Annotated in this window: 18 protein-coding genes; 12 read left to right on the forward strand and 6 right to left on the reverse strand. The window is 35.8% G+C overall.

Annotated elements, in window-relative coordinates:
- Positions 1 to 79 precede the first annotated feature (79 nt).
- The gene (locus H6F32_RS04250) at positions 80 to 2638 is read right to left on the reverse strand and encodes a dynamin family protein (protein WP_190368090.1); all 2559 of its coding nucleotides are present in this window, start codon (positions 2636 to 2638) and stop codon (positions 80 to 82) included.
- A 1307-nt stretch (positions 2639 to 3945) separates the two neighbouring features.
- Positions 3946 to 4158 (reverse strand): hypothetical protein, encoded by a 213-nt coding sequence (locus H6F32_RS04255; RefSeq protein ID WP_190368091.1) that lies wholly within the window; start codon positions 4156 to 4158, stop codon positions 3946 to 3948.
- Positions 4159 to 4808: 650 nt separating this feature from the next.
- Between H6F32_RS04255 and H6F32_RS04260 the strand changes: the two genes are divergently transcribed.
- Positions 4809 to 5090 (forward strand): hypothetical protein, encoded by a 282-nt coding sequence (locus H6F32_RS04260; RefSeq protein ID WP_190368092.1) that lies wholly within the window; start codon positions 4809 to 4811, stop codon positions 5088 to 5090.
- A gap of 179 nt (positions 5091 to 5269) precedes the next feature.
- On the opposite strand, the gene larE is transcribed toward H6F32_RS04260, so the two are convergent.
- Entirely contained in the window at positions 5270 to 6082 is an 813-nt protein-coding gene (gene larE / locus H6F32_RS04265; protein ID WP_190368121.1) for an ATP-dependent sacrificial sulfur transferase LarE, read from the reverse strand.
- Between the two features lie 1044 nt (positions 6083 to 7126).
- On the opposite strand from larE, the gene topA reads away from it, so the two are divergent.
- The 7 genes from topA (at position 7127) to patX (ending at position 16770) form a co-directional block, all read left to right on the forward strand.
- Positions 7127 to 9733: a type I DNA topoisomerase gene (gene topA, locus H6F32_RS04270; protein ID WP_190368093.1), complete on the forward strand. Its 2607-nt coding sequence runs from the start codon at positions 7127 to 7129 to the stop codon at positions 9731 to 9733.
- Positions 9734 to 10206: 473 nt separating this feature from the next.
- Complete coding sequence (locus H6F32_RS04275; RefSeq protein ID WP_190368094.1) at positions 10207 to 10344, forward strand: hypothetical protein; 138 nt, start codon at positions 10207 to 10209, stop codon at positions 10342 to 10344.
- A gap of 26 nt (positions 10345 to 10370) precedes the next feature.
- A complete protein-coding gene (gene aroQ / locus H6F32_RS04280) occupies positions 10371 to 10814 on the forward strand; it encodes a type II 3-dehydroquinate dehydratase (protein WP_190368095.1) in 444 nt (147 codons plus the stop codon).
- A gap of 77 nt (positions 10815 to 10891) precedes the next feature.
- Entirely contained in the window at positions 10892 to 11806 is a 915-nt protein-coding gene (locus H6F32_RS04285) for an ADP-ribosylglycohydrolase family protein (RefSeq protein ID WP_190368096.1), read from the forward strand.
- Positions 11807 to 11934: 128 nt separating this feature from the next.
- Positions 11935 to 14616 carry an HD family phosphohydrolase gene (locus H6F32_RS04290; RefSeq protein ID WP_190368097.1) on the forward strand — a complete coding sequence of 894 codons (2682 nt, stop codon included), beginning with the start codon at positions 11935 to 11937 and terminating at the stop codon, positions 14614 to 14616.
- A gap of 26 nt (positions 14617 to 14642) precedes the next feature.
- Positions 14643 to 16457, forward strand: coding sequence for an FAD-dependent oxidoreductase (locus H6F32_RS04295; protein ID WP_190368098.1), 1815 nt, complete (start codon positions 14643 to 14645; stop codon positions 16455 to 16457).
- Positions 16458 to 16560: 103 nt separating this feature from the next.
- Positions 16561 to 16770, forward strand: coding sequence for a heterocyst-inhibiting protein PatX (patX, locus tag H6F32_RS04300; RefSeq protein WP_190368099.1), 210 nt, complete (start codon positions 16561 to 16563; stop codon positions 16768 to 16770).
- Between the two features lie 421 nt (positions 16771 to 17191).
- Here the strand turns inward: patX and H6F32_RS04305 are convergent, their stop codons facing one another.
- Positions 17192 to 18256 carry a class I SAM-dependent methyltransferase gene (locus H6F32_RS04305; protein ID WP_190368100.1) on the reverse strand — a complete coding sequence of 355 codons (1065 nt, stop codon included), beginning with the start codon at positions 18254 to 18256 and terminating at the stop codon, positions 17192 to 17194.
- Positions 18257 to 18555: 299 nt separating this feature from the next.
- Here H6F32_RS04305 and H6F32_RS04310 point away from each other — a divergent pair, with 299 nt between their 5' ends.
- The 3 genes from H6F32_RS04310 to hetR all read left to right on the forward strand — a co-directional run bounded on the left by H6F32_RS04310 (position 18556) and on the right by hetR (position 23607).
- The gene (locus H6F32_RS04310) at positions 18556 to 19809 is read left to right on the forward strand and encodes an inorganic phosphate transporter (RefSeq protein WP_190368101.1); all 1254 of its coding nucleotides are present in this window, start codon (positions 18556 to 18558) and stop codon (positions 19807 to 19809) included.
- Between the two features lie 122 nt (positions 19810 to 19931).
- Positions 19932 to 22274 carry an EamA family transporter gene (locus tag H6F32_RS04315; RefSeq protein WP_190368102.1) on the forward strand — a complete coding sequence of 781 codons (2343 nt, stop codon included), beginning with the start codon at positions 19932 to 19934 and terminating at the stop codon, positions 22272 to 22274.
- A 433-nt stretch (positions 22275 to 22707) separates the two neighbouring features.
- Positions 22708 to 23607 (forward strand): heterocyst differentiation master regulator HetR, encoded by a 900-nt coding sequence (gene hetR / locus H6F32_RS04320; RefSeq protein WP_190368103.1) that lies wholly within the window; start codon positions 22708 to 22710, stop codon positions 23605 to 23607.
- Between the two features lie 200 nt (positions 23608 to 23807).
- On the opposite strand, the gene H6F32_RS04325 is transcribed toward hetR, so the two are convergent.
- Complete coding sequence (locus tag H6F32_RS04325; protein ID WP_242031044.1) at positions 23808 to 24272, reverse strand: hypothetical protein; 465 nt, start codon at positions 24270 to 24272, stop codon at positions 23808 to 23810.
- A 274-nt stretch (positions 24273 to 24546) separates the two neighbouring features.
- On the opposite strand from H6F32_RS04325, the gene rpsD reads away from it, so the two are divergent.
- Positions 24547 to 25155 (forward strand): 30S ribosomal protein S4, encoded by a 609-nt coding sequence (rpsD, locus tag H6F32_RS04330; protein WP_190368104.1) that lies wholly within the window; start codon positions 24547 to 24549, stop codon positions 25153 to 25155.
- Between the two features lie 290 nt (positions 25156 to 25445).
- Here the strand turns inward: rpsD and murQ are convergent, their stop codons facing one another.
- Positions 25446 to 26372 (reverse strand): N-acetylmuramic acid 6-phosphate etherase, encoded by a 927-nt coding sequence (gene murQ, locus H6F32_RS04335; RefSeq protein WP_190368105.1) that lies wholly within the window; start codon positions 26370 to 26372, stop codon positions 25446 to 25448.
- Positions 26373 to 26558: the final 186 nt, after the last annotated feature.

Raw genomic sequence — 26558 nt, forward strand, 5'->3', positions numbered from 1 at the left:
TTTTGCTAATGTTTTTATTCCCCAAGATCCCGGACTTCTTTAAGAAGTCCGGGATCTGAAATATTGAAATATTACAATATTAAAGATACATTTGGACATCCTTTTCATTAATGTTAGCAATATCTTCTAAAATCTCCAACCAAGCAGGTATAGCTAATTCTGTTTCCACATCTTTTGTGGCCATATATCTGAGTAAATTTTCTTGCTTAGACAGATTTTGTAAATTTGGAATAATGCGATCTAAAATTCCTTTCATTTCCTGATTTACCTGTTGATTAATTTCATTGACATATTGGACTAAATGTAAACTAGCACTCGCAATAATCTCATCTCTTAATCTTAAAAGAAAAATTTGATGATTATTAGCTTTTGGTGCAGATTGATTTCTTTCGGGAGACCAATCAAAAATTTGCCCCATTCCATGTTTTTCATCTTTTCTCGCTAGGGGAAAAATTAGTTCTGGATTAATACTTTGAATTTGGTTATTAATCTCCACAATAATCGCTTCTTTCCATTGTCGCGGATCACATCCTAACAACAAATGATAAAATAAATCAGCTTCTTCTGTGCCAAATTTATCCTCAATTTCTGCCTCCATCTCTGGTTTAACAATTGTTTGTAATTTCTCCCTTTCTAATGTAATCTTATGGGCTATATTGGTTAATAAATCTATCACTGCTTGCCGAATATGATCACTAGCAAACTGTTCTAAATCTTTGATAGTTTTTTCAAAAATTCCATAGAAATCATCGCTTTTTGTGGGCATACTATTATTAACTCTATTCCCCCGATCAAATAATTTACCAGCAGCACCTTTAGATTCCGTTAGGGTAATAGTACCATTTTGAACTTTATTAAATAATAATGTCCACTGACTCCAATTTAAAATTCTCAATGTTAATTCATCTTTAATCACATCACTTACTGGTATTCCTCTTCTGTCTTTGAGTTGTTCTTTAGTAATATCTTTTTGCAGATTTCTGTAGGTTTTATCTAAACTTTCAATTGCGGCACGTAACTCAAATAAAAGCGGAGTATCTGCTATGGGTATTCCCTGTTGATGAATTTCTGCGATAATTTCTTTAAGATATTGTTGTTGTTGATAAATGATATCTGCCGATCTGCGGGCATCTTCATAAAGTTGTTTTAAACCATGAGTAGTAATATGATTTTGGATCAAATCTCGGAGTTTACTAATACCACCATCTTGGGCAAAATAACCTAATTGTCTACCTAATTGATTTCTGCCATCAACTGCTAATAAAGCCTCACTTAAATTACCCCATTTTTCCTGTAATCTTTTTGATCTTTCTAGATAATTAGGATAATCTAAATTTGCTAGAAATTCCTCTGAACCTGCTTTAATTTGGGTAGCACGTTTAGCTAATTCTGCCAACCCTAATAAGGGAGATAATAACACAATTCTATCTTTTTGATTCGTAAATGCTTCCCCAGCATCAAGTATAGTTTTCAAAATTTTTAATCTTTGAAAAACTATATTAGTTTGTAAAGGTTGACCAGGGGTATTATGATTAATTAATAAATCTAATTCCCTTTCTCCACCTTCACTTTCTAATGGTAATTGATCAAATCTACCAATACCCACCAAAATTAAATCTTTTAAATCTTGTCCAGGGCGTTGTTGCTGCATCATAGTAAAGATTTTATTGGCGCGATCGCTCCCCGGTGACTTACCATTTAATAAAACTAAAATTGTCTGTACCTGTGCCAATTCTCGTAATGATAAAAACGTATCTCGCGCACCAGAATTAGCAGCCCCTAAACCCGGAAAATCTAACAGTACAAATTCCTCAGCCCCAGTCACATCCCAAATTTCCCGTGATATCTTAACTTCAATATCCACACGACGAATTAAAGGAAAACTATTTTGTAATAATTGACTTGCTAACTTTTGAGGTGCATTAGGTAAACGAATATGTACTGGAGGTAACTCATCAAAATATAAAGATTGAATGGCCATAGGCATTTCTGGCAATTCTAAACCCTGTTGGGCAGTAATACCATCAATTTGATAAAATCGTCCACATAAAGCCTCACCATAGGCCTGATAAGACCTTAAAAATAATATTAACTCTCTAATAGAATATCGCAAATCCAAATTATTAGAACTGCGCCACACTTCCTCACACCAATTACTAATATCCTTACCACTTTTAATCTTAGTAACTTGTAAAGGACTCACTCCCACATCACTAGCGCGACGGTTAGCTTCTTTTAACATGAAATGTAGACATTCATTCACACCTTCATGAGATAAATATTCCACCGTGTAATTATCTACTTGAGTCGTGGCAAAACCATCTTGAGGTTTAATATGAATTGCCGTCACATTACCCGTAGTAGGATTTTCACTCACAGGTAAAGCATCAGCATAACCAATTAAACTACCTAATAATAAACTTTTGCCACTACTAAATTCTCCCATAATGCCAATTTTCACCGGAGAGGAAGCCAACTCCACAGTTTTCTGTGCGGCCTCTCTTAAACGCACCAAGCAGTCATCAAGGTTAGTGGGTATCCAATCTTCCTCTTGAGAAGGTTTATGTGGTACAGAGTCAATTTTTCGCAGAATAAATTCCCCGTACTCTTTCAATTTTGCTAATTTATCCAGTTCCATAGAGTAGTCTTTAATTTGGAAGTTGTTTAATAAAGCTATCAGCAGTCAGCTATCAGCTAATTAATAGCTTATTCTGTATTTCATAGGACTTACGCAACACACCAAAAATCTGATGTAGGGTGTGGTTCGACAAACTCACCAACCACGTCAGACAGCATAAGTTATGTAAATAAACAGATTTTTGATATCTGACGCACCATACTAATGTTCCAGTTGCATAAATCCTGTTTAGATATCTAAGCTGAGAGTTTGCTAAATTAGGATATTACCTTTATTTGAGGTTTATAACACAAAATAGCAAAATTACCACTGTGCGTGCAACAAGTGGTAAAAAATGATATAAAAATCATTTATGCCCTAAAAATGTGGTTTTTCATTTATTTGTTAAATGTCGTATTTTTAACCATAGGATTCTCAAGTTTTGACTATTGATCACTAATAGTTTTTAATTTTTTAAGCAATTTATCTAAAAATCCTGGTTGTTGATGATAACTTCATCTAAACTTAACCTATTTTTATTTAAACCTTAAATTTTTAGTTATTTAATACTTGGTTAAATTCACTTTTTGCTGCAATTATTTTTACCCCCAAACCCCTTGGAGTGACAAGGCTTGGGGATTACTTGTTATAATACAGCTGTTAGCCGTCAGCTATCAGCTATCAGCTAAGAATAAAAAACTGACTAAGCTGTTGTGCCTTTAACTTGAATAATTAATATAAGCAAGATGCTTGTGCTACTGCAACTTCAGGTTTTTTAATTATACAGTGAGTGCTGCACATTAGCTTACTAACTCCCTGAGATCCTGACTCTTACCTTAATGTATATGTTGATAGTTGATAGTTGATAGTTGGTGATTGGGTAAAATATAATTCCCCTGACTGCTGACTGCTAATAAATAAAGCCTTATAACCATTTTTGGCTATAAGACTTTATTTTGTTCCCATGAACAACCAAAAATCAAAACAGAAATCAAACGAAAAATCCAGCTTTTATCAACAAAATTATCAGGGGGCAATTTAGCAGAAAATGCTGAAATTGCCAATAAGTAAGTCCAATAGCCTTTACTTACAAACAAAAGTTAAACCTCATTCAGTAGGTTTTCATGAGATTTTTCACAAGTGCAGAACATCTATTTGACATTCCTTTTTGTGGTCTAACACAACGGATTTTGTTACACAAAGTTACTAATGACCGATGGATAGTTGATAAACTGAATGAGGATTTTTCAAAACAATGTTCTCAGGGCAAGTGATTTTTATTCACCTGTTTGGTAAATGAATTTAACACCTTGGACTACTAGCAGATGCTAGATTTCACCGTTCACTTGTCTTTGGTGAACTTGATCTGCTAAATCTTGACGACCCTGATCATCTAATCTGTCAATTGCCAACATGCCCATCAAGATAACCTCTTTTAAGGTTAAGCGGGTGGAATGTGCCTGTTTTTGCACAATCTCTTTAATGATGGGACTTACGCCGATTGCGGTACTTGCTCTAGCCACTTGAGTAAAAGGAAACATTTAACGACTTCGGACAAATAGTAACATCTTTAGGAAACTTAGTAAACATTCCTCGAACTTATTTGCTTATATTTTTATAATTCTTTACTTGTTTAAGCAAAAGTACAAATAGCTTTAATTTTAGATGCTCGCAAGTGGCTTCAGCCTATATATAGTAGGCTTTTTAGTACTTTAAGAGTTGCATTGAAAGTTGACAGATAGCTACATTTACAGACTAAAACAAAGACTATTCGCTGCTACTTATAGATAGTAGTTCATAAATATGACATAAATAAACATATCTATGATTTAACATAGATTAATTGTAAAACCGTTATTATATAAGTTTATGGCCTATTATTTTTGTCTATTTAAGAATACAGATATTAATACTGAATAATTTTATATTAAACTTTCTTATATTTTTTCCTATCATTCAACAATCTTATTTATCATCCGCCAAAAGTAGGAAAGTTAGGAGGGAGTTCTGGGTTCTGGGTTTTGGGTGCTGGGTGCAGAGTCAGTAGGGGTTTAGCAGTGATCATTGGTGTCAACTTAACGGTATAGCTTCCCAAATTTGCTCGTACTGACCTAGCGATCGCTATCGCTAGGTCAGCAAGAAGGACATTCCGCGCTATTTTTCTCAAAATAAACCAGAGGTAATTTATTTGATGGTGGGTATTAATGATTTACGAAAGGTTGCTACTAATCAATCTATTTTACAAAACTATCAATATATTATTAAACATTTATGTTTTTCTTATACGCAAAGTCAAATAGTTATACAATCTATTTTACCTGTGCGTTATCAAAAAGTTGCTAATAGTCGTATTTGTCATATCAACTCTCAACTTTATATCATTGCCCGTCAAGAATTGGTTAATTATCTTAATATTCATAGTATATTCATAGTTGGTTGTCCGATGGTGATAGAAATATGCAAATGGAATTAACTAGGGATGGATTAAATCTTTATCAAGCAAGTTATAAAGTTTTCCAATTAGCACTGTATGAAGTTTAATATAGAGTAGCAGCTTTATAAGCAAGATCATTCAGCAGGTGTTTATCACTGCTAAACCAGTACAAGGAGTGAGGAGTCAGTTTTTTTATTCTTAGCTGATAGCTTTAAGTATCAATTATTTTGTAATACCCGATTTAATTTACCACTTTTATAACCTTCTAAATCTAAAGTTACATACATAAAACCCAGATTTTGGAATGCAGAAACTAAAGCAGGTAAGTCTGTATTTGTGACAAATTCCGTAATTTTTTCCGGTGAAATTTCAATTCTAGCAGTATCATTTTCTGAACGTACCCGCAAATTTTGCCAACCTAAATTTCTTAAATAAATTTCCGCTCTACCCACTCTTTGTAACTTATTTATGGTAATTTCTTCACCATAGGGAAAACGTGAACTTAAACAAGGTTGTGCTGGTTTATCCCACCAAGAAAGTCCTAATTGTTGGGAAATTTGTCTAACTTCTATTTTAGTAATTCCTATTTCTGCTAAAGGCGATCGCGCACCTCTTTCTTTTGCAGCTTGAATACCTGGACGATAATCTTTTAAATCATCAGCATTTACACCATCTACCACATAAGGATACCCTAATTTAATCGCTAATGGTTTGAGAGTATCGTGCAATTCACTTTTACAAAAATAACATCTATTCACAGGATTAGAAGTATAATGAGGATTATTCATTTCTTGAGTTTCTACAACTTCATGTTTGATACCAATCATTGCAGCTTGAATTTTCGCATCTTCTAATTCTTCAGGTAATAATGAAGGAGAAACAGCAGTTACAGCTAATGCGCGATCGCCTAATACATCATAAGCAATTTTAGCCACTAATGCACTATCAACTCCCCCAGAATAAGCAATTAAAGCCCGATCTATCTCTGTAAATAATATCTTTAATTGTGCTAATTTTTCCGTGAACATCATTCTCATAAAACTCAATAACAATATTATAGCACTTATAGCACTCACCGAGCCAGGAGTTAGCAATTAGTACAATTATTCGCTTTTAACCGAGTATCTTCTTTTAGATGATGTTTTTAAAAGTATTGGGTAAATTACCTAGATACACAGGAGAAGTCTACTTGCGTGGACTAATCAAAAAACAAAGAATTTTAACAGGACTAACTGCAATTTATGATTGCATTTACTTTACAAACATACTCTTATACAAGAGATTTATTTCCTGGCTAATATCACAATTCAGCTGTTATTGGTGAATTAACTAGACAAATAAAAAATAACTTATTTAATCATAAATATGCAAACAATGGTTTTTATATTAATCTATAAAAGAGTTTTTTCATACTTCACTTTGCTAATAGATATTTGCCAATAAACTAATATAGTATATATTTTTAAATTCGTTAACTCGCCTTTAGAGGATGTTTGTAAAGTCTAAATTAATACTAAAATAGGCGATTATAAATCTCGTCTACAAAGATAAAACTTTTCTAAGCAGGTTAAAATCCGATTTATTTTTTATTAGTCCACGCAGGTGAACTTTGTTTGTGTAGTAGCAAATTACAGCAGTTTCCGTTATTATGAGATACAGATGTTAATGATAAAACTCTTGTAACACAGGCATCTTGCTGTGTTCATAGTGTACCTCATGTAGATGGAATGTGCTGTATATTCGCCCAATACTTTCAAAACATCCTCTTAGGCAAAATAAAAGCGAGACAAAAATTGTGGTTGATGTACCTGAAAATAACTGTAAGGCAATATAGTAGTAACCGAGTAAGAATGATACATGAAAAAATAAATATGATAGATAAGATAAAGTTGATAGATTGATTATAGTGGAAAATATAAATTAGGTGTATTCTAGGTGTATTCTATATTGATTTTTATAAAACCCGTCTGATCTGATTTCGATAATCTTGTGTCAAGGTTAATTAAAGGTTCAGTCTGAAATTTTTTGTCAGCTTAACTTTTTAGCATTACAGCTATTATTTTCTTGAAATTTCCATGTCAACTCTTGTCATTGTTGAATCTCCAACCAAAGCACGTACCATTCGTAACTACTTACCTAACAACTATCGAGTAGAAGCGTCTATGGGTCACGTCCGCGATTTACCACAGTCTGCTAGTGAAATTCCACCAGCCGTTAAAGGCGAAAAATGGGCGCAACTAGGAGTTAATGTAGAAGGTGAATTTGAACCAATTTACGTTATTCCAAAAGATAAGAAAAAGATTGTCAGTCAATTAAAAGATGCTTTGAAAGAAGCAGATGAATTAATACTGGCCACAGACGAAGATAGAGAAGGTGAAAGTATAAGTTGGCACTTATATCAACTGCTTAAACCTAAAGTTCCTACAAAGCGGATGGTATTCCATGAAATTACCCAAGAAGCTATTAAAAAAGCACTAAAAAATTGCCGTAACATTGATGAGCAGTTAGTTCGCGCTCAAGAAACTCGCCGCATCTTAGATCGTTTAGTAGGATATACCCTATCTCCCTTATTATGGAAAAAAATTGCTTGGGGACTATCCGCAGGTCGAGTTCAATCCGTAGCAGTGCGATTATTAGTTAATAAAGAACGTCAACGTCGAGCCTTCCGAGAAGGTTCATATTGGGATTTGAAAGCCAGTTTACTCCAAGAAACAAGCCCCTTTAGCGCGGTTTTAATCACCCTAGCAGGCACAAAAGTAGCGACAGGCAGCGATTTTGACCCTAACACCGGACAAATAGCCGCAGGACGCAATGTAGTTCTATTAAATGAAGCACAAGCCCAAGCCCTGAAAGAAAGGTTGGAAGGGAAAAATTGGACGGTTAATGATGTGGAAGAGCGTCCTGTAACTCGCAAACCTGCACCACCATTTACCACATCCACATTACAACAAGAATCAAACCGAAAATTAAGACTTTCGGCACGAGATACAATGCGAATTGCTCAAAACTTGTATGAGCAAGGTTATATTACCTATATGCGAACTGATTCTGTACATCTATCTGACCAGGCTATATCCGCAGCTCGTAGTTGTGTAGAACAGAAGTATGGCAAAGAATATCTTAGCCCTCAGCCTAGACAATATACTACTAAGTCTAAAGGCGCACAAGAAGCTCATGAAGCCATACGTCCTGCTGGTAGTACCTTTAGAACCCCCCAAGAAACAGGTTTAAGTGGCCGAGAATTTGCCGTTTATGATTTAATTTGGAAGCGTACAGTAGCATCTCAAATGGCTGATTCCCGTCAAACTCAAATTACAGTACAATTACAAGTTGAAGATGCGGGTTTTAGAGCATCTGGTAAACGTATTGACTTTCCTGGATTTTTACGCGCCTATGTAGAAGGTTCGGATGATCCTGAAGCAGCTTTAGAAGATCAAGAAATTATTCTTCCTCCATTAAAACAGGGAGAGCATCCTAATTGTACAGAGTTGGAAGCTATTGGTCACGAAACTCAACCTCCAGCAAGATACACAGAAGCAACCCTTGTCAAAACTTTAGAAAGTGAAGGTATTGGTCGTCCTAGTACCTACGCCAGTATTATTGGTACAATCATTGACAAAGGTTACACTCAATTAGTTAGTAATGCTTTAATTCCTACCTTTACAGCTTTTGCTGTGACAGACTTACTAGAAAAACATTTTCCTGATATAGTTGATCCAAGTTTTACGTCAAAAATGGAACAAACCCTCGATGATATTGCTGAGGGTGAAGTGAAATGGCTGCCTTATCTTCAAAAATTCTATCTTGGTGAACAGGGTTTAGAAACGTTAGTTAGAGAACAGGAAAGCCTTATTGATGGTACAAGAGCCCGTACTGTAGAATTAGAAAACCTGGCTGCTAAAGTCCGTATTGGTAAATTTGGTCCATATTTAGAAGTGGAAAATGGCGATACTGTAGTTACAGCTTCTATTCCTAAAGATGTCACACCTGCTGATCTTGACCCTAGACAAGTAGAAATACTTCTCAAGCAGAAAACAGTCGGACCTGATGAATTAGGTCGTCACCCCGAAACAGGTGAAACAATTTACGTTAAAATAGGTACTTATGGACCTTACATCCAATTAGGTGACAAAACCGAAGAAAACCCTAAACCCAAACAAGCATCTTTACCTAAAGGTGTGACACCAGAAACAGTTACATTGGAGATGGCTGTAGGCTTGTTATCTTTACCTAGATATTTGGGAACTCATCCTCTGACTGGAGGTAAAGTCCAAGCGAGTTTAGGTAGATTTGGTCCTTATGTAGCTCATGATCAGGGTAAGGAAGGTAAAGACTATCGTTCTCTAAAATCTAGTGATAATGTATTAACAATTTCTTTAGAGCGGGCATTAGAGTTATTAGCAGAACCAAAAAAAGGTAGATCCACTACAAAGAGTAAAACTAAAGCCGCATTACGAGAATTAGGTAAACATCCTGATGACGATGGTGATGTTAACATTTATGATGGACCCTACGGACCATATATTAAACATGGTAAAACCAATGTTAGTATTCCCGAAGGTGAAACTGTAGAAGGTATTACTTTTACAAAAGCTTTAGAATTATTATCAGCTAAGGCCAGTACAAAAACAACTCGCAAAACAGGAACTAAGTCAACAACTAGGAAAAGGAAGGAAGGTTAATAAGAGTCAGGAGTTAGTAGGCATAAAGCATGATCTCATGTCAACTTAAGCTACAGAGGCTTATTTGCCTGGCTTTTGCACCTGCTGTGGAAATGATAGCAAGGCGTGGCGCAAGCCATATTTCCACAGCTAATAGCTCAAGTTTACTAAAGTAAACTAAACAATTTAAAAAATTTTCGGGCTATTTTATTCATCTTGCTGATGACTTTTGCTATGACATACAGGAATTGATTCCCAGTCGGGTTATGGGTTTCACGTTAAGTTCAGACCAATGATCACTGCTAAACCCGACACCTCCCACTCCACACTCTTGGAAAACTAAAATTGTTAACAATTGCTTAATTAACCACTAACAATTAATCAAAAAATGTGATATTGTAATAAGTAAGGTAAAACACCAAATTTGTCAATTGTTATTGGTAAACCCCATACACTCAAATATAGCAGGTAGTATCTCAGGAGCAGTCCGTTCAATGGATTATATAGAAAAGGTACTGGAAAAGCTTAAAGAATTAGCACGGAAGCTAGTTGAAGCCCTACTAGGTCCGGAAGCTGAACCGGAAGCGGAATTAATTCCTATTCCTGTTAATGAACGTTCCCGCCGTCGTTAGAGTTATTAAGGGTGCGGGAGAAAACTTTGACTAATTTAAGTATTCTGGTACTTCATGGTCCTAATCTTAATTTGCTGGGTTTAAGAGAGCCTGGAATTTATGGATCTCTAACTTTAGCTAATATTAATCACTTGTTAGAAACAGAAGCAGTGAATCTACAAGTGAAGCTAACACCTGTACAATCAAATCACGAAGGGGTGCTAGTGGATAATATTCATGGGGCATTAGGGCGGCATCAAGGTATAATTATTAATGCGGGAGCTTATACTCATACAAGTGTAGCTTTACGAGACGCGATCGCTGCTGTTAATATCCCCACTGTGGAAGTACATCTAAGTAATATTTATCGTCGGGAAGAATTTCGTCATCACTCTTATATAGCACCAGTGGTTATAGGCCAAATTAGTGGTTTTGGTTCTCAGAGCTACATATTAGGTTTACAAGCTCTGGTGCATCATTTAAGAAGTTAGATGATAGGTAATTGAAAACTAACAGTTGAAAATTACTGACTATAGCTAAATGCTTGATTTTTGGTTATTAATTGTTTATGCGTTATTCATTAGTTAATAGAGTTAGAGGTGCATTTTTAGGAGCAGTATTAGGAGAAAAATTAGGGACTAGTAATTCTGGTAACTTAGGTAAAATTGCGGTTGCTGGTACAGAAAGTTTAATTAATTCGGGAAAACTAGATATAGATAATTGGTTATTAGAAGCAAGGAAAATAAACGTTGAATTAGAGGATCAATTAAATGATAATATTCACAGTCATGGACAAAGAATCATCGGTACTTTACCATTAGCGATATTTTATCATGAGAACCTGGGAAAAATGCGGGAGAATATCCTAGAATTGGTAAAAACTTGGGGATGTGATGCTATAGTTAGAGACGGTAGTTTAGTGATAGGATATGCGATCGCTAAATGTTTAAACGAGAAATTAGTAGCAGAGAAACTCATTCCTGAAATTATAGATTTTTTAGGAGAAACATCAACATTAATTCCAGAGAAATTAATGATAGTTGATCATCTTTTAAGAGAAAATACAGGATTAGAAATAGTTCAAAGTCAAATAAAATCTCCAGAAATATTAACCAATAATATCAGTTTAGCAATATATACTTTTTTAAGTACCTTAGAAGACTTTAAACTTACGGTATTAAGAACTAGTAAAAATAATTATTTTCCCTACCCAGATATTACAGGAGCGATCGCTGGTGCATTATCAGGAGCATATAATAGTAAGATTAGCATACCTATAACCTGGCAAACTTCCCTAACATCTGAAAAATTACCCCTGTGGGGGTTAAACAATGTTAACCAGATGTTAAAATTAGCTGATACAATGATAGCAGTCTGGTCTGGTTGTTATCATGTTAATCAAGATATTCAAGATAATGTGAGTAATTTCTCAGAAACAGAGTATAATATTGTTGCTGCACCTGATATTATTAGCAGTTACTAAGCTGATGTGCAGCACTCACTGTATAACTAAAAAACCTAAAATTGCTGTAGTGTAAGCATCTTGCTTGTATCTATTATCCAAATTAAAAGCACAACAGCTTAACAAACAAGAAAAAATAAATTAATTCAATGAAAACCCATAAACTTTTACAATCTTTACATCAGAGATTGAGACAATGGCAACAACACTATCAGGTATTATGCCATAATAATCAGTATTTTGGTTTATTTCGTTGTATTTCTCAACGATATTTTTATAAAATACACACAACGAGGATCACAAAGGTAGTTAAAAGCATAAATAGAAACTTTATTAAAAAATTAAGTTTATTTTCAACCACAACTCAGCAACAACAAAAACAGAGAACATTAAATTTTGAACTAATTACAGACAACCAGCAAAGAAGTCATAGAATAGACAGAATAATTTACAATTGGATACATAAACATCGGTCTTTAGTAATTTTAGTATGTGCCATATTATCATTAACCAGTTTAACAGGATATCAATTATATAATCAACCACAAATTCAACTGGGAAATATAGCATTAGAAACCTTTGTTGTTCCCTATACAGATAAAATTGAAAATAAGGAAGAAACAGAAATTAAACGTCAGGAAGCTAGTAAAAAATCTGTACCTATATTAATTATTGATACTGAAATAAATGGACAAATTAATCAAAATTTAGCAGAAATTATTAAAATAGGAAATGATCTGCGGAATACTGTGGGTTTATTTCCATTTTTTGATAGTTCTTTATTATCAATTCCCACTCAAAATTACTTACGTTCTTGTAGTGATGAACAATGGCAAAAAATACAATTAACCTTACTACATAATTTGCCAAATAAGCAAAAGCAGAAAAATAACTTCATTAAACCATTATCTAGCTTTCCCTTATTAGGTATAAATAATAAGAATCACAACAATAATAACCAAGTTAATTTTAAACAAGTTATTACACAATTACAAACATATCAGATAATCAAATTAGATCATCAATATTCTCAAATTATCAAGGAAATAAACCAAGCTAGAAAAAGCTATCAACAGGGAATTAATAAATTAGAAAGATTAGAAAGTTCACAAGTTAAAAGAATATATGCAGATACATTAATTTTACAATTAACCGATGATAATTGGGACAAAACACAAACAGGAATTAGTCAAAGTTTACAGAGAATACTGACTCAAGGAATAGCTGAAGGAATACCTTTACAAATACGTCGAGATGCGATAAATTTACAAATACAATCTTCCGTACCTATAGAAGCAGAACCCTTAGCAAGTCGAATTTTATTAGAAGTAGTAAAACCGAACTTAAAACAAGATGAAATACAAACTAAACAACAAGCAGAACAAGCAGCGCAACAAGTTGAAGCTGTAATGGTAGAAGTAAAAGCTGGAGATATAATAGTCAAAAAAGGAGAGAAAATTAATAATTGGAACTTGCAAGTTTTAGAACATTATAAATTAATAACCCATAGAATAAACTGGATCAGATTAACAATTTTAGGGTTATGTGTTACCCTAGCAATTAGTATATTTGTCTGGTGTGAAAGCAAGAGTAAAAATTATTTAAGACAACGCGATCGCTTTCTCATTTTACTATTAACATTAACTGTATCAGGAGCATTAGCCATCGGTTTATCCCATAGTACATGGAGTGGAATTGGCCTATTATTAGGTAGTTTTTATAGTCCCACAATTAGTATTACAGTAATAGGATTATTAGCAATAATCATACCCATAGGAACAGATATTAGTAGAATAGCGTTATTAGCCGGAACTGTGGGAGGAATATTCAGTGGTTATATGGCGCATAAAAGGCGATCGCGGGAAGAATTAGCATTACTAGGAATTGCTACAGCGCTAATACAAGGAGGCACATATTTATTATTAGAAATTATCATAAAAATATGCACAGGTAATATATTTCATAACCCTTGGTACATAATTTTTCAAGAAGCGAGTTTATGTGGTATATATGGTTTAACATGGAGCATCATAGCATTAGGAATAAGCCCGTATTTAGAAAAAGTATTTGATTTAATTACCCCCATTAGACTAGCAGAAATAGCCAATCCTAACCTACCATTATTAAAAAAATTAGCCACAGAAACACCAGGAACATTTCAACATACATTATTAGTAGCTACCCTAGCAGAAGCAGCAGCAAAACAACTCAAATGTAACGTAGAATTAGTTAGAGCCGGAACACTATATCATGATATTGGAAAAATGCACGACCCACTAGGATTTATAGAAAATCAAATGGGGGGAGAAAACAAACACGAAACACAAATAAAAGATCCTTGGCAAAGTGCAGCTATGATTAAAAAGCACGTCACTGAAGGGTTAAAAATGGCCAAAAAACATAAATTACCCACAGCAATTCAAGCATTTATACCCGAACATCAAGGTACAATGACCATAGCATATTTTTATCATCAAGCCCAAGAAATAGCGAAGAATAACCCCGAAAAATATCAAATTAATGAAGGAGACTTCAGGTATGATGGACCAATTCCCCAAACCAGAGAAACAGGAATAGTCATGTTAGCAGACTCCTGTGAAGCAGCATTAAGAAGTTTAAAAGATGGAACACCAGAAAAAGCGCTAAATATGTTAAATAATATTCTTAAAGCCAGATGGCAAGATGGACAACTAGCAGAATCAGGACTAACCAGAGAAGAAATGAGTAAAATAGCCCAAATATTTGTAGATGTTTGGCAACAATTTCATCATAAAAGAATAGCATATCCCGCTCTCCGTGACTCTGCGGCTCTGCGTGAGATAAAATCATAATTCAGCAACAACAAAGTTTCCGAAACATGACAAAACAAACCTATACCACAGATATTCTCATAGTTGGCGGAGGTACAGGTGGAACAGCCGCAGCTATTCAAGCCGCACGTAGAGGTATTAAAACCATTCTTGTCAGTGAATTTTCCTGGTTAGGAGGAATGTTAACCTCCGCAGGTGTATCTGCACCCGATGGTAATGAATTAGAAGCCTTCCAAACTGGTTTATGGGGAGACTTCATCCAAGAACTACAACGCAGACAACCCGGAGGACTAGATCATAGTTGGGTAAGTTTTTTTAGCTATCATCCCCGGATAGGTGCGGAAATATTCGCAGACTGGGTAAAAAAATTATCATACTTAACATGGATCACTGGTAAAGTACCATTAGAAGTATTGCGAGAACAGGACAAAATTACAGGTGTACGCTTTGCAGACTTAACAATTCACGCCAAAATTATTATTGATGGTACAGAACTAGGAGACTTATTAGCCTTAGCAGAAGTTCCTTATCGTTGGGGTTGGGAATTAAAATCACAATGGGGAGAACCTAGCGCACCAGAAGATTTTAATACACTTACTCAAACCTATCCAGTGCAATCTCCCACCTGGGTAGTAGTCATGGAAGACTTTAATAATACATCACAAACGCCTCCAGAAATTTCTCCCGCGCCTAATTATGACCCATCCTTATTTAAGGGTGCTTGGGATAACTACGGAGCAGAAACATTTCTGAACTATGGACGACTGCCAGAAAATAAATTTATGATTAACTGGCCAATTTGTGGAAATGACTACTGCCAAAACGTTAATCGTTTGTTACAATCAGAAACACAAAGGCGAGAGTTTTTACAAGAATGTTTTTGGCATAGTCAAAATTTTGCCCATTTTATTCAAAGTAATATTCCCTCCCACCTTGGCCGACGCTACGGACTAGCAACAGGAACTTTTCCCACTCCGGCTTCCGCTTTCGCGCTCCATCCCTATTTTCGAGAAAGCCGCCGTTTAGTTGGCCTCACCACCATCCGCGAACAAGACATTTTACCATCAAAAAATGGTAGTCATTTGTCATCGTTTCATGATACAATTGCCATAGGCAACTATGCCAACGATCATCACTATCCTGGTGTGCAATTTCCACTTAAACCTAAGTCTATTCGTTGGGGCGGAAGATGGACAGGAACACCCTTTACTATTCCCTATCGCAGTTTAGTACCTGTTAGTGTAGATGGTTTGCTAGTTTGCGAAAAAAACATCTCAGTTTCTCACATTGCTAATGGTGCTACCAGATTGCAACCTGTGGTGATGGGAATTGGGCAGGCCGCAGGTATGGCCGCCGCGCTATGTATTGAGTTAGAATGTCAGCCTAGAGAGTTGCCAGTGAGAACATTACAAACGGCGTTACTCAACAATGACTACTCACCAACAGCTATAGTTCCCTTATTTAACTTACCAATTAATCATCCTGATTGGAAATACTGGCAAAACTATTATTTAGACAACCCACAAGCCTATCCTGCTAGTGGTGTTTGTCCTGGTGTATTGTGGGATAAAAATGAGAAGTTTAACAATAGATCAAATTTAGATTGTCTGATAGGAATTTTCCAAAAATCCGATCAGCAAAATTACCAATTTTATATTACAGAAAATACTGATTTAGAAAGTAAATTAGTAGATAACTTACCAGATAATCAAAATAATAAGTGGCAACTTGTCACCAGGCGATCGCTTATAGATCAACAATTACAGAACTGTACATCAGGAGAAAAGATCAAAATTTGGTGTAGAATTAACTTCTCTGGAAAATGGTTAATTGTTGAACATTTAGAAAAATTATCAAATTAACTTTATTCAGTAAAATGCAACACTTTTTTGTAAATTTTCCGGATAGAGATAGATAAGTTAAGTATAAAAGAAGTAGAGAGTTCTAAAATAGACATCTACTATTATGCGCGTTGCAACTTCAATTATAGTATCGAGTTTGTTATGTGGCTCCTTAGCCATTAACTCCCAAGCAGTACAGACTCAAATTTCTCAACTGATGACAGCTAAAATTGACGCACCACAATTATTAGCTCAACAAACAAAACCTAGTCCTAACCAACCTCAAAACCCCAGCCGACATAGAGGAAGTGGACGTAAAGGTTTGGATGCTTAAGTTAATGATATCAATTCTATGGTGTAAGGGTTTGGTGTTAATTTTCCCCTGGAAAGATTAATTGGCAAACAAGAAATGATATTATTGAATTGAGATATTTCGTTTTTTGCATATTAAATAGTGGAATCTCAAGATAGAAAGTTACAGCACTACACAATTGCAGAATTTCCACTTATCTGACAGAGATGAAGACAGTTATAGCACTACATATTTCCAATTTTGCATGATGACATTAACGCTACAGGATCAGCATTTTCCTATCTCTGACAGAGCTAAAGACAGTTATAGCACTACATATCAGCTATCAGCTACCAGCTACCAGCTTTAGTATATGCTTTTTGCATTTCTGCATGCATAAGTTTCTCTAGTATTGAAGTGTATACCGCTCTATTATCACCAGCTAACTGTTAACTGTTAATTGTTAACAAAGAATAGCTTTATGGGCAACCCAGAATTTGCTCATAAAATGAACTTGTGTTTGTACATTTTCAAAACCGGCCTTTTCTAAATATCCACTTAAATCATCTGTCATATAATGATGATAATAAGGTTCATGAAAAGTTTGGTAAAAGTTATTCATTACTGATGCTAAATGCGGTGCGTCACTAAGTTGAATAGAATCGCAAATTATGAAAACTCCACCGGGTTTAGTCACGCGAAAACATTGTTCTATAACAGTTTGGCGGACATGAGACGGTAATTCATGAAACAGAAAAACGGCAACTGTAGCATGAAAATAATCATCTCGATAGGGTAGTTCCTCCGCATTTGCTTGGGCTAATTGTGGTAGTTCTCCAAGAATTTGCGATAATAAAGAATTGGCTTTTTTTAAATAATTTGGTGATAAATCTGTACCATATAAACACACTTGAGGTAAAGCGGATCTGATTAATTTCAGAGTTCTACCCGTACCACAAGCAACATCTAAAATGCGAATTTGTTTTTGGGGAATATCTGTGAAAACCTCCAATTTATGTTTCATAGGTGCCAGAATACGTCTTCTCATAGCATCGGTTGAACCTCCAAACAAAAGTTCTACTTGTAAGTCGTATAAATTGGCTGAAATTTCACTTAAATAACCATCTGTTTGGTAATGAAAATTCTGTAAGTAATAGCTAGGATAGATGTCTTTGGGAATTTCTGGAGAAAATTCTTGATATCTTCCCTTGTGAATACGTTCCCAAACTTGTAATAAATCAAAACATACAACGGGATAGTATTGGAAGAAATCTTCCCAAGAGTTTTCAAATAATAAACTTTGGGGATAAATACCTTTTTGGGCATCTTCCCAGTCAATTTCTAAAAGATCATTTAATCTCTTTTGTACTTCTTCCACAATTTCCCCTGACAGTGGGGTGATTTTCGGTTGAAATTCAGGGTACAATATTTTGTGAATCTGCTTACTTAGTGTTTTATGCGCTACACTAAAGTAGTTTTTGCTTTGGTGGAAACTTTGATAAGCTAATTTTGTGAGATTTGCGGACATAAACAAAAGATGTACATTAAGGTAAGTTAATATTCTTATAACTAAAAATCGCTGAAAATATCATGTTATTCTTGATTTTATAGCAATTTTGAACGCAGATGGACATTTTTTTTGGAATAATACAGGACTTACGCAACTGGCACATTGGTAGGGTGCGTCAGATAGCAACAATTTGGTTATTTACATGATTTCTACTGTCTGATGCACCCTACAACAGATTTTTTACTGTGACACTTGCGTAAGTCCTATAATAATAGAATTTATTGGTGTTGTATCTGTCATATCATTTAACTATCAGTATGGAAATTGCCATTATTGCCTTTTTAGCATTCTACCTGGCTTGTAACTTGGGTGCAAATGATGTAGCAAATTCTATGGGAACTTCCGTAGGTTCTCGGACTATTAGCTTAAAACAAGCAATTATCATTGCGGGAATATTAGAATTTTTAGGTGCAGTTTTATTCGGACAAGAAGTCACTTCTACCCTGGGGACAAAAATCGCTAATCCCGAATTATTCGCTAATAATCCGCAAATTTTAGCTATAGGCATGGCAACAGTATTATTAACCGGAGGTATCTGGTTACAAATAGCCACAGCTAAAGGTTTACCCGTTTCCTCCTCTCATGCGGTAGTGGGAGCGATCGCTGGTTTTACTGCCGTATCATTAGGCATACAAGCCATAGATTGGCCATCTATTGGTTTAATTACTATTGGTTGGATTTTAACACCTGTAATCAGTGCAGCGATCGCCGCCCTTTTTTACAGCATCATCCAACGATGGATTTTTAACCAAGTTGATCCTGTCTCCCAATTACAGGAATGGATTCCCTGGCTCAGTACGTTATTATTAACCGTTTTTGGGATTATCGTCCTTCCAGAATTAACTCAACCCCTGAGTCAATATCTCCTCCAGCAGATGACTATTAATATTCCTGCCCATGATTTAATAATAATATTCTGTATAGCATCCATATCAATGTTATCATTTGTCAGTTGGCGTAAAATCAGTCAAAATAAACAAATAGATAAAAACACCAATCAGCTACAACTAGAAAAAATATTTGCCCAATTTCAAGTATTAAGTGCCTGTTTTGTTGCATTTGCACACGGTTCAAACGATGTTGGTAATGCGATCGCTCCCTTAGCCGTTATTTTCCACATTAATAATTTTGGTAGCCTTACTACCAATAACATGATTACCCCCTTTTGGATACTTATAATTGGAGCAACAGGTATTGTTACAGGTTTAGCTATTTGGGGCAAAAAAGTGATTAGCACCATCGGCGAAAACATCATCAGTTTACAGCCCAGTAGTGGATTTTGTGCGGAATTGTCCACGGCCACCACAATTTTAATTGCTTCCCGTCTAGGCTTACCCGTATCCACATCTCACGCACTTGTGGGAGCAGTAGTTGGTATTGGACTAACGCAAAACTGGAAGTCCCTACAGGTTTCTACCCTGAAAAATATTGCTGCGGCTTGGTTAATAACAGTTCCTCTGAGTGCAGGTTTAAGTGCTATCATTTTTAGTATGATCAGGATTTTTTTTTGAGATAAATATATGAGTTTAGTAAATTTTTACCGTTTTCTACATTTTCCCAGGAAAATTAATATGTGTCTTGAGGACTTATCTACTCAATAACTGTATCATCAAGGTGTTAGAGGTTAAAACTCATGGGGCGATTTGAGAAACGACCAGAAAACCCACGTGTTCGTGGTGACCTATCCAGAGCCGCAGAAAGTGCCCTATGGGATGTAGTTGAGGACTTGGAAAATCTTCAAAAAAACCTGCTGCGGACTTTACAAGAAGATGTTAAACGTCTGGAAACTGAAAAAAATAGACTATCAAAAGACATTGAAAAGTTAATTGAGGAAAAAGAAAAACTACAACAGTCACGTCAAATCACTGAACAGCAAGTTTTAATCCGCCAACTTGCAGAGGTTTTGGCTAAACATATCTCTTCTCAATTACAGTCTTCCTTAAAAACCCTCGCTACACAAGCCCTAGAAGAGGATAGAACTACTAATAACGCGCTAAATCCTAGTAAACTACATAATAATGTTACAGAGATTAATCAGAATCTCAGTAACATGATTGATAATCTGGATGATACTGTAACCATTGCTTTTAGTTCCCTATTACAAGAACTCAAAAACTATCAAAGCAATCTTTCTCAACAGTTGTCTAGGATGTACAATCAACAACAACAAGGTGAAGCTATTTTAGCAGAGTTTGTAAATCGGTTACGTAGCGAACTAGAAAAAAACAAAGAAACAAATTCTCTTAAAGGTGTTACAGGCGGATCTCCTACAGTTTTACAAATAAATGAACCCTATAAAAACGGTTCTACAAACTCCTTAGAAAAGCCTACACAAACAGTGATTGTGGAACCAATGGCTTTTATTCCGCAAACATTACCAGATAATGATTCTACAGCCGCTACTGGAATAATATTAGTTCCTCCTCCTGCTAAAACAGATACTCCTAGTAGTTCTGTTATTATTCCTGATCCTGAAGTGAAAAATTCTGAGGAAACTAATTATGATGATGTTTACTCTAGTGATAATTCTACAAAATTACGACAAAATCATCACGAACCTGTGATTATTCCTGAATCTGATGGGAATTTACCAAATTTAAACTCAGGAAATAATCATGAAAATCAAACATCTGTAATTATTTCTGATACTTCTAATGTTACTGATGGTAATTTACCAAATTCAGAAGAAATAGACAATTATCACAATTCTCAATCTCTTATTACTCCAAACTTAACTACCTCTACTGCAATTAATCCCAATATATCAAATATAAACTTAACAAATGCAGAGGAAAAAAATCATCAATCTGTGACTCTTGTTAGTTCAGATGTAAGTTCTAATGTACCTGCATCTACTCCATCTTCAGCTGTTGTGAGTAGTGCAAGAAAACAAATCAAAACTCCACAAAAACAGCCGCCACAAACTCTACTTCCTGATCCTGGAAAATTACAATTAGGATTTATATTAATTGCTTTATCTACATTAGTTTCTTCTCTCTATAATGTAGCAATTAAAGCAGTTTTTTCCACAGGTAGTAATGCTTTGGTGAATTTGTCAGCACAACAATTGATATTACCAACATTAGGGAATATTTTTTTAATTTTGATGTTGCGTCTACTAGTAGTTGTGCCATTAATGATTATGTTAGCTCCTATGTTACATAATGATGTGTGGCAAGATATGGAAAATTTATTTAATTCCTTACGGGGTAATGGTATTAGCAAGAGTGTCAAACAAAAACAGACAAAAGAAGTATTATTATTATCCGTAATTAGTGGATGTTTATTATTTTTATCTCAGGTATTAATTTACATTGCTGTGAGTGAAGTAAAAACCGGATCAGCGATCGCTCTCTTCTTTATTTATCCACTCATCAGCGTTTTTTTGTCCTGGTTTTTATTTCAAGAACGTCCCAATTTTTTAGCCGCAGGAGCAATGGCCGCTATTTTTTGTGGGGAAATATTAATATTAAGTGTCCCCGCAGGATTTAATAATAGTTCCCTGGGTAGTATAACCGCAATTATCTCTGGTATTGCTTTTGCAATTTATATTATTCTCACCAGAATATGCGCCATCAGGTTAAAAATTCATCCAGTTTCTTTAACTTTAATTCACTTTACCACCATGCTCCTATTAAGTTTTATTTGCTTAATAGTTCCCCTACCCAGTAACCTGGGTCTAGCCATTCACTCATCCAATATTCTCGAACTGATATTAAGTGCTTTTCTTTTGGGAGTCCTCACCCTTTGTGGGTATTTATTTAACAACTTAGGTATACGTAAAATTGGCACACAAATATCATCTATCATTGGAGCTACAGTGCCTATTATTACAGTAATTTGCGCTGGAATATTACTACAAGAATCATTAGATATCATCCAAATTTTAGGAGTGTTATTTGTTACAGTGGGAGCCACCAGTATTGCCTGGAAAAAAATGCCAAATAACTCCCCAAATTTAAGATCAAGAAAGTAAAGATAGCAGATTGGCGAAAATTTTGCCCAAATTTGCCCAAAATTTTTGCCAAAAATATAGATATTTTCTCCAGATAAAGTTATAATATTATTTGAAATAAAAAATGTAGAACATCCTGCTTTCCCAAGTGAAAACTTACCTAAATCAATCCCAACACCCTGTAGATTTAGACATTGAGACTTAATGTTCATATTCATACTAGGGGAGGTAGGTTAGCAGCATTCACTAAGGAAAATTACAATTACCCAAGGAAAATCAATCACTTAACGGTTGAGGGAAATTTGCGGAAATTGTCAAGTTCACAAGTAAATTTCAGAATAATTTTCCCAGAAATTTTTAAGTTGTCCGGCAAACATTTTTCCACTTGGTGTATAATTAGTAGTTTGATGAAAAAACCACAATTGTTAACGAGCCATTAATTCTCTGTGTGAATATGACTAACGACACGGATCTGATTAAGCGTCTTGGACCTAGTGCTATGGATCAGATCATGCTATATCTAGCATTTAGTGCCATGCGTACTAGTGGCCACAGGCATGGAGCATTTTTAGATGCAGCCGCAACAGCCGCCAAGTGTGCAATTTACATGACCTATCTGGAACAGGGGCAAAACCTGAGAATGACAGGGCATTTGCACCATCTTGAACCAAAAAGAGTGAAAATCATTGTCGAGGAAGTACGACAAGCATTGACAGAAGGTAAGCTGTTGAAAATGCTAGGTTCACAAGAACCACGCTATCTGATTCAATTACCTTATGTGTGGATGGAAAAGTTTCCTTGGATACCGGGAAGATCAAGAGTTCCGGGAACTAGTTTAACCAGCGAAGAGAAAAAGCAAATTGAGCAAAAATTACCGCCAAATCTTCCTGATGCTAAATTAGTAACTTCCTTTGAGTTTATGGAATTAATAGACTTTCTCCATAAGCGATCGCAGGAAGATTTACCCCCAGCCCATCAGATACCCCTGAGTGAAGCTCTCACAGAACATATTAAACGTCGTCTACTGTATTCTGGTACGGTAACACGCATTGACTGTCCTTGGGGAATGCCTTTTTATGCCTTGACCCGTCCGTTTTATGCTCCTGCAGACGATCAAGAACGCACTTACACTATGGTAGAAGACACTGCTCGCTACTTCCGGCTGATGAAATGCTGGGCTGATCGTCAACCTCATACCATGCGAGGTGTAGAAGAACTAGACATACCCAAACACAAAATCGAAGAAGCCAAAGCAGAGTTAGATGAAATTATCCGAGCTTGGGCAGATAAATACCACGAAGAGGGAGGAGTACCAATGATTTTACAAATGGTATTTGGTGATCAAGATCAATAAAAAGCCGTTAAATATTGACTTGAAATGATTTAAGCATCAATTGAAACACTTACCAATTAACATAAGTAAAATCAAGACTATCCTAATCAGATAAAAAAATCAAATACAGATGATGTGCACCTATTTTTATGTAGGTCAGTTTGTTAACTGCACCTACAATATCAAAGTCCATCAAGGAGGATAAAAATTCTGTAGTGCGCCTAGATCCCGCCAGTACCAAAAGTTCGCTCCCTGGCATTAATACAAGTATCTAAAAATTGCACAGGAGTTAAATCTATCTCTCGACGTAAGGCAATCACACATTCGGCAAAGTCTAATGGTAATAAGCTGCGACCACAGTAAGCAAGAGCATCTGGGGCTATTGCTGAGTCGGCTTTCACACCTTTACTAATACTCACCACACAAGTAGCTAGATCCTGGGGACGACGAGCTTGTTTGCAGGAATTAAGAGCATCTAAGGCTGAAATTTGCGTATGTTTACTAATATTAACTACACAAGCGGATAAGTCTGTTGGATATAGAGTTTTAGCACAACTTTGAGCGACTTGGTCTGGTGTAAGGCCTGTTTTTCTTAGTTGATTAGCACAAATTCGATATTCATTGGGAAATGAATCTGTAATGGCCATGGTAGGTAAAATACTGGCAAATAAACTACTAATGGTCATAAATGATGCTGTAACTGTATTGAAGGTTTTGAAGAAATAATTGGGTTGTTTGTTCCCCAAGAGACTAATTTTTTTGATGCTATTTTTCATAAGTATGTTTGTGATCGAATTGACAATTAGTGATTGGTGACTGGTGATTGGGTAAAATATAATTCTCCCTGCTCCCAACTCCTGACTGCTAATAGCTACTAAACAAATACTAGCCATAATCATCAAAATTATGTCATAATAATAAGTCTGGTAAATTTTAAAAAGGATTAAATTAAGGAAACTCATGTCCCGATACAGAGGGCCACGCCTAAGAATTGTACGCCGTTTAGGTGAATTACCTGGATTAACTCGTAAAAGTGCTAAACGAGCTTATCCCCCTGGACAACACGGCCAAAACCGTAAAAAGCGTTCCGAGTATGCTATCCGCTTAGAGGAAAAGCAAAAACTCCGCATGAATTATGGTTTAACTGAAAAACAGTTGTTACGTTATGTTCGCAAAGCTAGACGAGTCACTGGTTCTACCGGAGAAGTGTTATTACAACTGTTAGAAATGCGCTTGGATAATACCGTTTTTCGGATGGGTATGGCTCCCACAATACCAGCAGCCCGTCAATTAGTAAATCATGGTCACGTGACCGTGAATGGACGGGTAGTAAATATTGCCAGCTATCAGTGTCGTCCTGGTGAACTTATCTCAGTTAGAGATAAGGAAGTATCTAAAAAATTAGTAGAAGCTAACTTACAATATCCTGGTTTAGCTAATCTTCCTAACCATTTGGAATTTGATAAAAATAAGTTGGTTGGTAAGGTTAATGGTGTTGTTGAACGGGAATGGGTAGCATTACAAGTTAATGAATTACTTGTTGTAGAATACTATTCACGTCAAGCTTAATTTTTCTTGTATTGGTGCGTCAAGTGTTGGTACTTATTTGTTACTGCCAAATCTATCGCCATGACGCACCCTACCTAAATTATTAACTAACCTGATTAAGAGTATGATTTCACGCACAAGCGATTTAGGAGCAGAGAGTAAAAGTTTCAACTCTAGTACCGCAGGGCGGAAGTCATGCATTCAAAACGAAGACGGTATAGGCTTTTGGACGATTTAGAATGGTTGATTTATTAACATTAGGTACTAAAAAATATTGGTAATTGATAAAGCAATGTCCAGTCTGAGCGCAGCTATCGCTGAACTTCAACAGTGAATGATTTTATAGCAGTACGAAGATTGCCGTGATGTTGATCTAGTAGCTGTTTAGAACTGATTGCGTCTAAGTTTGTCCAATACATTAATAGGGCTAATTTTACGGATTTACCACTGCTTTCTAGTAAAAAACCTGCGCCTTCTCGATTTAATCCTGTTAAGTCTTGTAGGATGCGTAGGGCGCGATCGCGTAATTTTTGGTTAGTCACTGCCACATCTACCATACGATTGCCATAAACCTTACCTAATTTTACCATGACGCTGGTAGAAAGTATATTTAAGGCTAGTTTAGTGACAGTACCTGCTTTTAATCTAGTGGAACCTGCGAGTATTTCTGGTCCTGTTAAGATGCGAATATCAATGTCTGCTTCAAATCTGACTTGGCTGGTGGGTACACAGGCAATAAAGATTGTTAAAGCTCCACGTTGTTTAGCTGCGTTTAGTGCGCCATGAACGAAAGGAGTAGTACCACCTGCGGTAATACCAATTACTACATCTAATTGGGTAATTTGGCGTTGGGCGATCGCTGTTGCGCCATCTTCGGCATGATCTTCTAAGTCTTCAGAACTGCGAACTAAAGCTCCTGCACCGCCTGCTATAATGCCCTGTACTAGTTCTGGGGGTGTACAGAAGGTGGGAGGACATTCGGCGGCATCAAGTACGCCTAATCTGCCACTTGTACCTGCTCCGATGTAAAATAAACGGCCACCTTGATCTAATCTAGCGGCAGTGGCATCAATAGCGGTTGCTAGTTCAAATTTAGCAGCAGCTACAGCAGCTACAGCTTTTTGGTCTTCACTATTAAATAATTCTACTAATTCTAACGCGCTGAGTTGGTCTAAATTCAGACTATGGGGATTTACTTCTTCCGTGAGGAGATGTCCGCGTTCTTCTAAATTGGTCATGATCTGCAATATCCTAATTTTATTAATCAGTGGTTTTTGGTATCAGACTAATAAGAAATTAGGACTTACGCATTGACAGAATAAAAAAATAGTGCATTGATAAATAAGGGTCGTCTAGTAATCGGTATGGGAGAATGAGAGAAATTACTAAACTCTCGACAGCACAATGCAACATAGACATCTACA

Source organism: Anabaena sp. FACHB-1237 (assembly GCF_014696225.1).
Classification (GTDB): Bacteria; Cyanobacteriota; Cyanobacteriia; order Cyanobacteriales; family Nostocaceae; genus FACHB-1237.